General features: G+C 46.7%; 13 protein-coding genes and 1 riboswitch. Of the genes, 4 read left to right on the top strand and 9 right to left on the bottom strand.

Going from position 1 to position 13,457, the window contains the following annotated elements; all coding sequences use genetic code 11:
• Positions 1-9: 9 nt before the first annotated feature.
• The 3 genes from DP120_RS09920 to DP120_RS09910 all read right to left on the bottom strand — a co-directional run bounded on the left by DP120_RS09920 (position 10) and on the right by DP120_RS09910 (position 3,067).
• On the bottom strand, positions 10-330 hold the full coding sequence (locus tag DP120_RS09920) for a hypothetical protein (RefSeq protein WP_112223513.1): 321 nt from the start codon (positions 328-330) through the stop codon (positions 10-12).
• 132 nt (positions 331-462) lie between these two features.
• Positions 463-1,848 carry a Na+/H+ antiporter NhaC gene (gene nhaC, locus DP120_RS09915; RefSeq protein WP_112223512.1) on the bottom strand — a complete coding sequence of 462 codons (1,386 nt, stop codon included), beginning with the start codon at positions 1,846-1,848 and terminating at the stop codon, positions 463-465.
• A gap of 403 nt (positions 1,849-2,251) precedes the next feature.
• Entirely contained in the window at positions 2,252-3,067 is an 816-nt protein-coding gene (locus tag DP120_RS09910) for an STAS domain-containing protein (RefSeq protein ID WP_112223511.1), read from the bottom strand.
• Between the two features lie 217 nt (positions 3,068-3,284).
• Between DP120_RS09910 and DP120_RS09905 the strand changes: the two genes are divergently transcribed.
• Entirely contained in the window at positions 3,285-3,956 is a 672-nt protein-coding gene (locus tag DP120_RS09905; RefSeq protein ID WP_112223510.1) for a 5'-methylthioadenosine/S-adenosylhomocysteine nucleosidase family protein, read from the top strand.
• An 85-nt stretch (positions 3,957-4,041) separates the two neighbouring features.
• Here DP120_RS09905 and DP120_RS09900 read toward each other — a convergent pair whose 3' ends face one another.
• Positions 4,042-5,106, bottom strand: coding sequence for a saccharopine dehydrogenase family protein (locus tag DP120_RS09900; RefSeq protein WP_112223509.1), 1,065 nt, complete (start codon positions 5,104-5,106; stop codon positions 4,042-4,044).
• Between the two features lie 136 nt (positions 5,107-5,242).
• Positions 5,243-5,342: riboswitch (purine riboswitch) on the top strand.
• Positions 5,343-5,412: 70 nt separating this feature from the next.
• Here DP120_RS09900 and DP120_RS09895 point away from each other — a divergent pair.
• Positions 5,413-6,588, top strand: coding sequence for an MFS transporter (locus DP120_RS09895; protein WP_112223508.1), 1,176 nt, complete (start codon positions 5,413-5,415; stop codon positions 6,586-6,588).
• Positions 6,589-6,774: 186 nt separating this feature from the next.
• Here DP120_RS09895 and DP120_RS18620 read toward each other — a convergent pair whose 3' ends face one another.
• The 3 genes from DP120_RS18620 to DP120_RS09885 all read right to left on the bottom strand — a co-directional run bounded on the left by DP120_RS18620 (position 6,775) and on the right by DP120_RS09885 (position 9,142).
• A complete protein-coding gene (locus tag DP120_RS18620; protein ID WP_205854529.1) occupies positions 6,775-6,933 on the bottom strand; it encodes a hypothetical protein in 159 nt (52 codons plus the stop codon).
• 98 nt (positions 6,934-7,031) lie between these two features.
• Positions 7,032-7,967: a nuclease-related domain-containing protein gene (locus DP120_RS09890; RefSeq protein WP_112223507.1), complete on the bottom strand. Its 936-nt coding sequence runs from the start codon at positions 7,965-7,967 to the stop codon at positions 7,032-7,034.
• A gap of 290 nt (positions 7,968-8,257) precedes the next feature.
• Positions 8,258-9,142: a proline iminopeptidase-family hydrolase gene (locus DP120_RS09885; protein ID WP_112223506.1), complete on the bottom strand. Its 885-nt coding sequence runs from the start codon at positions 9,140-9,142 to the stop codon at positions 8,258-8,260.
• Positions 9,143-9,335: 193 nt separating this feature from the next.
• Between DP120_RS09885 and DP120_RS09880 the strand changes: the two genes are divergently transcribed.
• Positions 9,336-10,643, top strand: coding sequence for an acetamidase/formamidase family protein (locus DP120_RS09880; RefSeq protein ID WP_233785958.1), 1,308 nt, complete (start codon positions 9,336-9,338; stop codon positions 10,641-10,643).
• Between the two features lie 54 nt (positions 10,644-10,697).
• Here DP120_RS09880 and DP120_RS09875 read toward each other — a convergent pair whose 3' ends face one another.
• Both DP120_RS09875 and DP120_RS09870 read right to left on the bottom strand, forming a co-directional pair.
• Positions 10,698-11,684, bottom strand: coding sequence for an aldo/keto reductase (locus tag DP120_RS09875; protein WP_112223504.1), 987 nt, complete (start codon positions 11,682-11,684; stop codon positions 10,698-10,700).
• 179 nt (positions 11,685-11,863) lie between these two features.
• A complete protein-coding gene (locus DP120_RS09870; protein ID WP_112223503.1) occupies positions 11,864-12,670 on the bottom strand; it encodes an alpha/beta hydrolase in 807 nt (268 codons plus the stop codon).
• Between the two features lie 234 nt (positions 12,671-12,904).
• Between DP120_RS09870 and arr the strand changes: the two genes are divergently transcribed.
• A complete protein-coding gene (gene arr, locus DP120_RS09865) occupies positions 12,905-13,321 on the top strand; it encodes an NAD(+)--rifampin ADP-ribosyltransferase (RefSeq protein ID WP_112223502.1) in 417 nt (138 codons plus the stop codon).
• Positions 13,322-13,457 lie beyond the last annotated feature (136 nt).

Raw genomic sequence — 13,457 nt, 5'->3', positions numbered from 1 at the left:
TTTTATTCTCTACTGGATATTCGGCTCTTCTTGCTTACTGTAAAATTCATAAGCAAAATAACCGCCGAGCAGCCCTAATCCAGCGCCAAACGTAATGCCTGTTGCCATTGAAAACGGAAGGAATATACTGAGGACTAAACCGAGTGCAGTGCCACATACCATTCCTAAAGGAATCAGACTGTCCAGTAAACTCTGGGCAGCTGTTGTTTCTTTCTTGGCGAGCGTCCCCCTCTTCTGCTTCTCTTTAAGTCTGAGAATTACAAAGAGCGAAATTGCTCCCACAAGAATGATCGGCAGGACAATGTGGAAAATTTCAATCCCGATTTCCATATGAAAACTCCTTTCATATTCGAATGGTGGATTCCTGATGGTCGGCTTCTACCGTCTATGGTAAACGAAGCTAGCAGAAACAGCCACTAACATTCAGAAATTGGTAGTGCTTTTGCCCAACTACTATTGTCTTTAGGCATTTTTAGTGTACGTCAACGTTTTTCCACTGATTCCAAACAGAACAGTCAATACTGGTGACAATAGACAGAAGAACGCAAACGGCAAGTATTCAAGAGTCGATACGCCAAGGACAGACGTGATGAAAATACCGCAGACACTCCATGGAACGAGGGGATTCACAACCGTTCCAGCGTCTTCCATAACCCGGCTTAAGTTCTTTCCTGCCAGACCCAACTTTTCGTATGGACCTTGAAAGGCCTGTCCTGTAAGCAGAATCGATAGATATTGTTCTCCGATTAAAATGTTGACGCCGATTGCCGTCAAAGCAGAAGCTACAATAACGGAAGAAACCTTTTTCAACAGGCTTTCAATTTTCATTAGTAAACATTGAACGATTCCTAAAGTGAATAATAAGCCGCCCATGCTGAGTGCCAGCAGCACCAGGCCGATGGTAAAGAACATGCTTTCCATGCCGCCTCTTGAAAGAAGGGCATCAACTTCTTCAATGCCGGTCGCCGAGACATAGCCGCCGAATAAAACACCGAGCGTCTGAGAAACTTGAAGGCTTTGATGAAACAGCGAAACGATAATGGCAGCAATCGAGCTCGCAGCCAATGTCATTAACGCCGGCACTTTCATGATTGTCAATGCGATTAGGACGAGTAAAGGAATGACTGAGTACCAATGAATTAAGCCGGTCTCCAGCAATCCTTCTTTAAACAGCGCAATATCTGCCGTATTGTCGAGTGTAATCGACGGCGACATGAGCCCAAAGAAAATCAATGTCAGAAGGAATGCTGGAATTGTCGTCCAGCTCATGTTCCGGATGTGTTCAAACAGATCGACGCCTACAATTGATGATGCCAGATTTGTTGTGTCCGATAGCGGAGACATTTTATCGCCGAAGAATGCACCGGAAACAATGGCACCCGCCGTGACGGCAAGCGACAGATCAAGTGCACCGGCGATCCCGATAACAGCTACACCCACCGTAGCGACGGTGGTCAAGGAACTGCCGATGGATAAACCGATGATTGAAGTGATGATAAAAACGATGGCAAAGAAAAAGAGTGGCGTAACCAGATTAAAGCCAGCAAAGATCAAAGTCGGAATAGTACCGCTCAGCATCCAGCTGCTGATCAGTATACCGATAAAGAAAAACAGGAATACCGCGCTCATCCCTGCTCCCGCGCCTTCCACTAAACCGCGTTCCAATTCCTTGTACGATATCTTTTTAACCAAGCCGTAGCAAATCAAAAGCAAAATCGATAATAGAATCGGTACATGCGGAGGAGCTTCAAAAAAGATGATGCTGGAACTGATAATTGCTACTACGATTGCCACAAGCACAACCGCTTCTGTAAAACTCGGTGATAACACTGCTTTGATACGAAACATTGCCGATTCCCCCTGGATTCTAGAAAGTATTTAAAACGAAAAAAAGAAAGCCCACGTCCCCTAAACAAAGGGACGAAGACTTTCTCCGCGTTACCACCCAATTTGACATCCCGATTTCTCGCCGGAACATCCACTTCATTCATCGTCGAAATTACAGATGGCGTAATTCACCTATATTGCTGCCTGAATTTGCACCACTCATCCAGTCTCTTCCTGCTGCCCGCAATTAGCCTACTCAATCATCATTCAACGTTCGTATAGCCGCTTTCAATTTTCATAATCTTAGCATGTTCTGTAAACAAGTCAAGCACGTCATTTATTTTTTTCAGTAATTCCACTTGGATAACGCAGGCAAATCAAAAAAGAAAAACCGCCAGCTTACCGTTCAGCCGACGATTTCCCCTTATTGTTTCGTAAGTTCCAGGAATTCTTTCACAGTCCCATAAGTCTGCATATCGTTCAAGTTGATTCCCAAACTGACAGCGGTATGCGCAATCACCGGCCGAATTCCCGTCAACACCGGTTTTATTCCAAGCAGCTGCAAGATGTCCCGAATCTGGAAAATCTGCTGCGCCACATTTGTATCGAAATGATGGATTCCAGAAAAGTCGATCACGAGTTCCTCGATATCCAATTCCACTACCTTCGGAATAACTTCCGTCGAAAGATAAGTTGCCCTTGAATCGGTGAATTCTCCAATGAGCGGCATAACGCCGACTCCACTTTTGATCGGAACGATCGGCGCAGCCAGTTCCATGATTTCCTGTTCGTTGGCATCCAGTATTTTCTGGTTTTCCAAATTGAAATTCGTTGTCGTTTTCCGAAGTGCATCATCAAAAATGTAAATCACATGATGATAAAGCCTGGAAATTTCAGCGGCGCTGCTGTTCTCCAGTACGCCCCTGTCCTGCAATTCCTGCAGAAGCGACAGGCGAAACGTGCTGATGATTTCAACCGTATTTTTCAGAAGCGTCCCGTCGTAGTAAAAGAAATGATCGATATCATAATCCATTTCCATATCCAGGGTTTCCTGGCGGGTGCTTAATAAGCCAAGTGCAACCTTATCCAAAAGGAGTCCGATTAATTCGTGATGCCTGGCCAGCTGATCATTCGATAAATTTAACTGCAGCTCTTCTGTTGCCTGCCCCAACAGATTCTCTGTTAAAGCATTATTTTCTTCTTTGATGAATTTTGCTACTTTATTAAGTATATTGTCCATTCCTCTCTCCTTGCAGTCAGCCTCGTAATTGGTTATACAAAACTTATATAAGGTGTTTTTTCTTACTATTCCCCGAGAATTTCTGGCTAAACCATTTAAGGAGCAATTTACTTAAAAAAAAGCGGATTTTAAAAAGAGTAAATGGAATTTTATGTTAATATAATGATAATAGCTCAGAACGAATATTATTTAACTTACGAGGCAGGGTGATAAGTCAATGATAGGAATAAGTATAGCGACGAAGTGGGAATATGAAGCGACATTGGAATACTTCAGCATAAAAGATAACGAACGTTTCGGTTATCCTTATGGCGAGTATTTCTTGAGGACTATCGAGGATGCGGAGCTTATTTTTTATAGTACCGGCATAAGAAAAGCAAATGGTGTCGGCGGTAATCAGTATATGATCTCTAAATTTAATCTAACTAAAGTAATCGTTGCTGGAACATGTGCAGGAATAGATGATCAGTTCAGCAATTTGGATATTTTTGTACCCGATAAAGCCGTTCAATATGATTGCACAGTAAAAGAAATTGAGCCCTTCATTAAGCGATCCTTCATAGTCGATATTGATTTATCCAAATACGGAAATGATTTTTATACCGGAACCATCGGCACAGCTGACAAAGCAGTAGTTATGTGGAAGGATTATTTGGAACTTAAAGAAAACAACATCATAATAGCCGATACAGAAGCAGGTGCAATTGCTTATATCTGCAAGAAGAATGAGGTTGAGTGCATTATTATAAAAGGAATATCCGATTTCCCAACAGAGGAAAGTGACTCTGACAACTTCGAATCGAACAGGGAACAAATTAATGTTTATATAGAAAACACACCGAAAGTTATGAACAAAATATTTGATGGATATTTACATAGATTTATTTGAATAGATAAAAGCAATCCAGTCATAGAAGCGGCGATTCTACTGGATTGCTTTTGTCATTTTATAAGAATATGTGGACCAGGATTTATCATTCCGGATAAATCGTCTCTTCTTCAAACTTCCCTGAACCCGGCAACTCTTCGATCAATCCCGACCCGAACAGCATTGCCGGCGTGTAGCTGCCTTTTGGAAACTCGCCTTCCAGCAAGCGGCTGACCGATTCAAGTGCTCCATATACCGTTAAGTCGTAGACATTCGCCGTTTTAATCCGGACCGTTTTTATGACACCTGCCTCGTTCCGCGCTTCTCCCCAGATATATGCAGGAGCTCCCGCTCGCCGTGTTTCATCCGGCCCTTTTACGCGCAGGCTGATCCACTTCTTCAATCTTTTCTGGATAAACGGCAGCGCAAGAATCGAACCGGCCGGATTCAACAGCCGGGCACCGGCGATGCGTGACTTTTTCATCGGAATCCAAGTGGCGATGTTCTGGATGCCTGTCGTATGAAATGCGGTCGACACGTCGCCCCACGGAATACCCATGGCAGAACGCATGCCGCGGCCGAAATCGATTGACCGGCGCTGGCTTCCGATCGACACAGGGATCAGCTGGCCGTTCTGCCGCTCTGCACTGCCGGAACCCATCCCTTCGATCATCGTTTTATACGTGCCCGGCGAAATACCCGAATCCGAATCAAAGCCGAGTGAAAGAGTCGTCGCATCCGGCAACAGCTCTTTCAGCTTAAGCGCTGTACAATCTGTCGGAATCACATCAAATCCGACACCCGAACAAATGGTGATGCCCGCTTCTTTCGCTTTGGCATCCTGCGCAAAACTGTGTTCGAAAACGGAAATTTCACCGGTTATGTCCATATAATCTGCTCCCGCTTCAAGGCACGCCTTGATCATCGGTGCGCTCGTCTTTTGGAAAGGACCGGCACAGTGCAGCACAAGTGCGATGTCGGACAGGTTTTCAGCCATATTCGGACCAACTGGAAACACCCTCGCTTCCATATCCAGCTCTTTGGCAAGATGATTGAGCATCTCGGGATTCCGGCCGGCCAGTACAGGGTTCCAGCCACGCTTTTTCGCTTCTCTCGCAATCAATTCCCCTGTATAGCCATAAGCTCCGTAAATCAGCCATTTCTTCTGCACTGCCGCCACTTCCTTTTCATGTATAATTATGGTTTCTCAAATCATACCTTTTGTGGTGAAAGCGTTCAAATTTTTATTGTGCATATCTGCCGACTTGCACAAAAATTTTATATGTAGTAAGATTTTCAAAGTAATCAATCGAACCACCCATACTCTCTGTATAACCTTAAGAATACGGCTTAAGGGTCTCTACCAGGAACCGCAAAATCCTGATTACAGAAAACGACTTTTCGTTTTCTGTAATCAGGATTTTTTTATTTTCTGACAAATGAAGCAATTTTTTATTGGAAAGGAAGCGTAGTTGCAATGAATTTGAAAGTTTATATCTTAGCCTTATCCACGGTCGCAGTCGGACTTGTGGAACTGATTGTCGGAGGAATCCTGCCGACGATAGCCGATGAATTCAACGTGTCGGTAAGTTCAGCGGGGCAGCTGATCACTCTATTCGCGTTGGTCTATGCGATTGCCGGCCCTGTCCTGCTGGTGGCGACCAGCCGCTTTGAACGCAAAAAAGTTTATCTGATTTCCTTGTTCATCTTTTTCCTCGGCAATATCATGACGTTTTTCAGTCCTGATTTTACCTGGATGATGATTGCACGGATTTTGACGGCTGCAAGTACAGCGCTGATCATCGTGCTGTCGCTCACCATCGCCGCTAAAATCGTCGAACCGCCTTACCGCGCAAAAGCGATCGGCCTTATTTTCATGGGCGTCTCTTCGTCACTCGTTCTCGGCGTTCCGCTTGGCATCCTTATTTCAGATGCATTCGGATGGCGCTTCATCTTCCTTGGCATCGCAGCATTGTCCATCGGCTCGATGGCGCTGATCGCGCTTTATATCCAGCCGATTCCTGGCAGTAAGGCAATTCCGCTGAAGCAGCAATTAAAAGCGGTAGCCAGCGCAAAAATTGGCACCGCTCACCTGGCGACAATGTTCATGCTGGCGGGACATTACACCGTATACGCCTACTTCACGCCGTTTCTTGAGACGACGTTGAACTTGAATCCTTTCTGGGTCAGCGTCTGTTATCTGGTATTCGGTATCGCTGCAGTAAGCGGCGGCGCAATCGGCGGCACAATGTCCGATTCGATCGGCTCGAAGAAAAGTATCCTAATCGTCATTTCCGCATTCGCGGTCTCTTTGTTCCTGTTGCCATTCACCACATTTTCACTTGTGATCTTCATGCCGGTGATGGTCGTTTGGGCAGCACTCAGCTGGGCTCTCGCTCCGCCGCAACAAAGCTACCTGATCGAAACGGATCCCACCACATCCGACATTCAGCAGAGCTTCAATAACTCCGCCCTGCAAGTCGGCATCGCGCTAGGTTCCGCAATCGGCGGCTTCACGTTGGCGCAAACCGGTTCCGTCACCAGCACCTCATGGGTCGGCGGCGTCATCGTGCTCGGCGCACTCGGTTTTGCCGTCTTCTCGTTAACGCGTCCGGCGGTTAAGCGGAATGAAAGAGAAATAGAGAGTATGTAAAGGGAAAGATGGCCGCGAAGGATTTCGCGGCCATCTTTTTTTATGGGGTTGAATTTAATAAGGGGCTTTTCGCGGGCGAAAAGCATCGTTCTTTCTTAAATTAGCGAAAGAAAGGCGGTTGCGACTTTCGCAACCGCTTTTTTCTATGATTAGAAAGAGAATTACCTTTAAAAAGGTTCGTCGATCTTAATAAATCGCTTTTCGCCTGCGAAAAGCATCATTATTGGGTTTGAAGGTGAGAGGTGGAGGCTGGGTTTTGGGTTTATCAGCGATTTTTGATGATTTATCAGCGATTTTTTTAGGTTTATCAGCGATTTTTGGACGTTTATCAGCGATTTTTTCCACTTTATCAGCGATTTTTCACCGTTTATCAGCGATTCTCGTAATTCACCTAATTTCCACCATTCAACTTTAACCAAAAGTCATAAATAATTACGCATCCTTCACCTATTCTTTATTCTATAGACACGTGTTTTTCTATCACCTGTAATCTCCAGGTCATATTTAGCTAAAACACGCCTTGCTGAGTCAGAATTTTCGATGCCACTAAACTCCCGAAACTTCCTATTCGTCAACTCTCTATCTATCAATGAAAAATACTCCTGCACCGCCAATCGGTCGGCAGCCGCATCTTTATTGCCGCAGGCAGCGCAAATCCAGGATTTCTTTACACGTTGCATGCCGTGGCTGGAGCATTTATTGCAATAAACACCGGTCTTCACGTCACGGAGATTGATCTTATAAAACTCACTCAAAGGGGATAATTTAAAGGGGACCTGGTTTGCCGCAATCAGTTTCCCGATGTCCATGAGCGGACGGGAAACGGCGGTTAGGGGATTGTCCCGAAGAATTTGGTATAGATACTGGTTCATCTGGTACGTTTTACAAATCAATGCGTCAGAAGGCTTCGTGTGGAATACGCAATTGTTAGCGGTGTACACAATCAAACCCGTAACGGGTAAGTTGATTTTGTGCAGCGAAAACCATTTCCGCATAAAATGGATATGCTTATTCAGCTGGAACACGGGATTTTCCATAGTCAGTATTTCTCCACCCGGAATAGTCTTCCTATAATACTCTTCATTCAATGGGTCGTAATGGATTTCACCGCTGACATTCTTGGAGTCCATCACAATGGCACAACGGTCAGTCAGCAGCAGGCCGTCAATCTGAACCGCCCATTCGCCCAACCCCATATTCAGATTCCACAACGGCAAATAATTGCCATCATAAGAAAACTCCCGAAATTTCTTTACCATCTTACCTTCCCCGCTGATTCCGGCAGTCGCGCGGTGCAACTGGTTTTCCAGGTATTCGGGTTGCTTGTGGTTGGAAGAAATACGCTTCAATAAACACTCAATCGCCAATGTCTTGGGCAATAAATCCAGCTCCGTTTTTATGCTTTACACCTCCTGAAAATTTTAAATTCCGCCTACTACTCTTGCCGTGAACGAAGCACTATTCACGCTTCAATCGTACCATATTACCAACGGTATCAATATCAAATTCCAACCCAAAACTCTAGAACAAAAACATTAGAATGGAACAGTTTGCCCCGGCAAACTGCTGGGGCTCGTGAGCTGTGGAACGCTCACGAGCCCGAAAAATCTGATTGCCGTTTTTCCATTAACTTCATTTCAATATATCACTACTTACCGTCAAACCGTCTTTACGCCCCCGGTTTCATCTCCTGCCGGTTCACCCACTCACGCACAGTCTCCACATAGGCTTCCGGCTCTTCAATCGCCGGCATGTGTGAACTGTTTTCAAAAACATGAAATTCCGCATCCGGCACCAGACTCGCATAATACTCTGTCGCTTCCGGCGTAGCTTCGTCATAACGGCCACATGTGAATAAAGCTGGAATCTTTATTTCACCCAAACGGTCTGTCGCATCAAAATGCTTCAACGTGCCGGTCACCGTAAATTCCGAAGCGCCCCACATATAATTGTAAACTTGGTGATTCAATTGCTTCATATCTTCCACAAGCCCTTCTGGCCACGGATCGACGCGGCACATATGGCGCTTGTAATAGGCCGTCATCGCCTCATCGTATTCGGCAGAATCGGTCGTTCCTTCACGCTCGCTCCGCTCAATCGTTTCCTGGATGTCCTCAGGAAATCCCTTCAAATAATTCCGCTGATCCCGCTCCCAGCGCTGCGCATCAAGAGCGGGTCCTGAAAATATCACACTGCGGACCCCTTTCGGCTTTTTGAATAGATAAGAAGCAGCTAGCATCGTGCCCCACGAATGCCCGAGCAGATGGAATTCTTCCAGGCCCAGCGCCTCAACAACCTGCTCCAATTCTTCAACAAAACGCTCCACCGTCCAAAGCGACGTATCTGTCGGACGGTCCGAATTCCCGCTGCCAAGCTGGTCATACTGAATCACCGGCCGGTCCGTCCCGAGCTGACGAAGCGGATCACTGTCGCTGCTTTTCGACCCCGGTCCTCCGTGCACCACAAGCAGCGGTATTCCTGGCCCTTTCCCGGTAATCCGGTACCAGACGTTTCCTCCATTAACTTCGATGTGTCCTACGGTAACATTCTCCATTTATATGCAACTCCTTTTCGTATACTTCTTTATTACCCTTTCTGTATAGGAATAAAAATCTCCTTTAAATGAAATTAGGAATAGCAGACAGTTTCATTTCCATTGCAACTTTCCAATCCTCCATATTGTGAATCCAAGCCCCTACCCACTATAATAAAAATAGTCAGAATATTATAAAATGAGGAGGATAAATGTGAATAAAACAGCTGTTGAGACTTTATTCGTAAATCATTTTGTTAATGGTATTTTGGATCCGGAAAAAGAAATGCTGGGGCCGGTGAAAGACGGCGGCACGATTATCGCCAATACGGCGCCGGGCTGCTGGGGGCCGATGATGACCCCAAGCATTATCGGCGGGCACGAGGTGACGAAGCCGGTTTATGTGGAAGGAGCTGAGCCGGGAGACGCAATCGCTATACGGATCCAATCGATTACGGTGACGTCGCATGCAACGGCTTCGGGCAACGATAAAATGATTGAAGACCGGGCAGACGGCGACGGCTATGTGGCGGCGAAATGTCCGGAATGCGGTACCAAGAATCCGGAAACTGTCATCAAAGGCATCGGCATGGAAGCGATTCGCTGCGCCAATTGTGGAGCAGATGCGACACCTTTTGTCTTTACGAACGGCTATACGATTTTCTTCGGTGAAAAAGGCGATGTCGGTTTGACCTTGCCGCAGGAAGCAGCTGAAACGATTGCACGCGACGGCCGCGCTTATATGAAAACACCTGACGAATCGGTGCAGAATCCGGTCGTGACGTTTGCGCCGCATGATTTGGTCGGCACGATGGCGCGCATGCGTCCGTTCCTTGGACAACTTGGCACAACGCCATCCCGCGCGACCCCCGATTCGCATAACGCAGGTGACTTCGGTTCATTTCTTGTCGGTGCACCGCATGATTACGCAGCCACGCAGGAAGAATTAGAAACACACCGCACGGATGGCCATTTGGATGTGAACCGTGTGCGTGCCGGCGCGGTGCTGATCTGTCCGGTGAAAGTTCCGGGCGGCGGCGTTTACCTCGGTGACATGCACGCCATGCAAGGCGATGGCGAAATCGCCGGCCACACAACCGACGTTTCCGGCATTGCTCATCTTCAAGTCAGCGTACTGAAAGGAATGAACATCAAAGGGCCGATCCTGCTGCCGACTGTGGAAGACCTGCCGTACACGGCGAAACCGTTCACTGCGGAAGAAAAGCAATCTGCGCGGCAAATTGCCGAGACGTGGGAAGTCAGCAAAATCGAAGAATCCTATCCGGTGTCGTTTATCGGCTCCGGTCCGAATCTGAACGACGCCACCGAAAACGGCTTGAAGCGCGCTGCTGATTTCTTCGGTGTCACTGTACCGGAAATCATGAACCGCGCGACCATCACGGGCGCCATTGAAATCGGCCGCCATCCGGGCGTTGTCACTGTGACGTTCCTTGCGCCTGAGCAATATCTGCGGAAGACCGATTTGTTCAAGCTGGCGAAACATCAGTATGGGCAGCAATGACAAAAACCGCCATTCCAAAAGGAATGGCGGTTAATTTTAAATTTGAATAGAATTTTATTTCCCGGGCAATACCGCTTTCGAAGAAACCAGATTCTTCTCAACCAGCTCTTCCCAGAAAGCAGCCGGAATATTCACCTGCATCGCCTGCAAGTCTTCCTTAATGTGTTCTGGTCTCGTCGAACCGACTACTACTGCTTTTACAGCCGGATGTGCTGCCGAGAACTGAAGTGCCGCATGCTTTAATTTGACATCATGATTTCGTGCCACATCATTGAACTGCTCGACTCTCTTTTTGATATCTGGAGTGATTTCCTGATAATCGAAAAAGTCTCCGCCGAGCAATGCGCCAGAGTTATAAGCCGAGCCGACTACGAGTCCGCCCCCTTTTTCCTGAGCGAGCGGCATCATGCGCTCAAGTGCACGTTCGTGTTGAAGAAGCGTATACTGTGTCGCAGACAAACTGAGATCCGGATGGGCTTCTTCCAGCTCAAGCGCCACTTCGATCGGTGTCGTCGTATTGACACCCAGTCCCCAAGCCTTTATGACGCCTTCATCTCTCAGCCGGTCGAGTACTTTGAAAGCGCCTTTACGTGCTTCATCGAATTTTGTAATCCATTCATCTCCGAGAAAATCCGGTGAAAGGTCATGCACATAGACCATATCCAGACGGTCGGTTTTCAGACGCTTCAGACTGTCTTCAATCGATTGGAGTGTGCCGTCTTCCGTATAGTCTGTCCGGATTTTATTCTTGCGGCCATATCCAAACAATCCTTCTTTTTCTTCCTCTTCGTCGAGAATAAGCCGGCCGACCTTCGAACTTAGCAGGAAATCATCGCGCTTATGCGTAGATAAGATTTCCCCTAACCGGATTTCAGCCAACCCTGCGCCATAAAACGGCGCCGTGTCGAAGTAACGGATTCCTTCGTCCCACGCAGACTGGATCGTTTTCATCGCTTCGTCCTCCGGAACGTCCCTGAACATATTGCCCAGCGGCGCGGTGCCAAAGCCCAATTTATGTTTTACCGTCAATTCGTTTTTCATTGGTATCCACCTCTTTTAAATTTTTTTCATAACCCCTATCTACCCACTATGAAAATGGGTAAACGATTGAAACCAATCTGCATTTCAATAAAAATTCCCCCTGCAGAAAAGCAGGAGGAAAATCTTATTCTGTCTATTTTTTATCAGCGTCGTACAGCGTCTTTGCAGAGCAGTTCCATCTAAAGCCGTTCGTTCATCCACTCCACCACTTCATCATAAATCTTATACTTGGATGGCTCATTAAATATCTCATGCATCAATGACGCATAGATTTTCAGTGTTTTGTCTGAAGAAGCGATTTCACCGTAAAAGTCGCGAGAATCTTTTTCAGCGACAAGCCCGTCTTCATTGCCATGGAGTACAAGCACTGGGTCTGTAAACCTTTCGGCATTGGCTTTCAGCCAGTCGATGCCGGTTCCAAACTGATTGATGAGAGCGACCGAAATCTTCTTTTCCACCATCGGGTCATTTGCATATGCCTCTACGACAGCCGGATCGCTGCAGACGCCTTCCCCGAGTTCATTGTCCAGATACGTTTCTTCCGGCAAGTCCATCGGCAGCGGACCGAAAAGCTGATTATTATAGCGGGTCAGCGCACCGGACAATACGATTCCTGCTGCCTGTCCCGGGTATTTCGTTCCAAACGTCGCCGCTGTGAAGCCGCCCATACTGTGGCCGATGAGAAAAATCGGCGCATCCGGATTCTCTTCTTTTGCCAGGTCCATAATGGTTTTCAAATCATCCGGCATTTCATTGAAATCGTCAAAATGCGTGCGCTTCCCGTCAGACCGCGCATGGCCGCGCTGTTCATAGCGATAGACGGTGAAACCATTGCTCAACAGCGTTTCAGCCAGCGTATCATAACGGCCCAGGTGCTCGGCTAAACCGTGCGAAATCACAGCAACCGCCCGTTGATTTTCAGCCGTATCCTTCCGGCTGAACAATTGCGTACCATCAAAAGATTCAATCTTCCGTTCTTCTGCCATCGAGTTTCCTCCATTCAATTAAAACTTATCTCTTCTCCCATTCTCCATGAAAATGAAAAAACCCTTCTGAAATGGCCGGTGAACGGTTCATTCAGAAAGGTTTATAATTTATTCGTTATCGTTCTCTATACCTTTATTATACACCCAATAAAAAATTATTAACAGACTACTTTTCTGCAAATACCTGTCCTATACTGCTACATACCAAGCGAATCAAACAGGAGGCAGACCAATATGAATGAACAAAAAGAAGTTCTCGACCTCGGCCCTTTCTTTCATGGAACGAAAGTACAGTTGAATCTCGGCGACCTGCTCGAAGCGCAAAACCGCTCCAATTATCAGGACAAAAAATCAAATTACATCTATTTCACTGCAACATTGGAAGCTGCTAAATGGGGAGCTGAACTGGCAGCGGGCAATGCCCAGGAAAGAATCTATATCGTCGAGCCGCAAGGCGAATTCGAGAACGATCCAAACCTGACCGACAAACGTTTCCCAGGCAATCCGACCCGCTCCTACCGGTCGAAATCACCGCTGAAAATAATTGCCGAACTCGGAAACTGGGAACGGCATAGCGATGAAGAGATCGATCACATGCTCAGCTCGCTGAAGTCGCTGCGCGAACAAGGCAAAGACGTTATCATCGATTGACGTTAAATGAAAGTAGTCATGCTTGCCCTCTTTTCTTCTTAGTTAAGAGCTAATATATCGCGTCTGATCTTTAGAAGGGGCTTTTCGCCAGCGAAAAGCGTCCTTTTTTGTTTTTTGTTCTTTATTTCCGGGGAAA

The sequence above is a fragment of the Planococcus halotolerans genome (genome assembly GCF_003289955.1).
Taxonomy (GTDB): domain Bacteria; phylum Bacillota; class Bacilli; order Bacillales_A; family Planococcaceae; genus Planococcus; species Planococcus halotolerans.
Note: the sequence above shows the minus strand (reverse complement) of the source record. Positions and strands in the feature narration are given on the sequence as shown.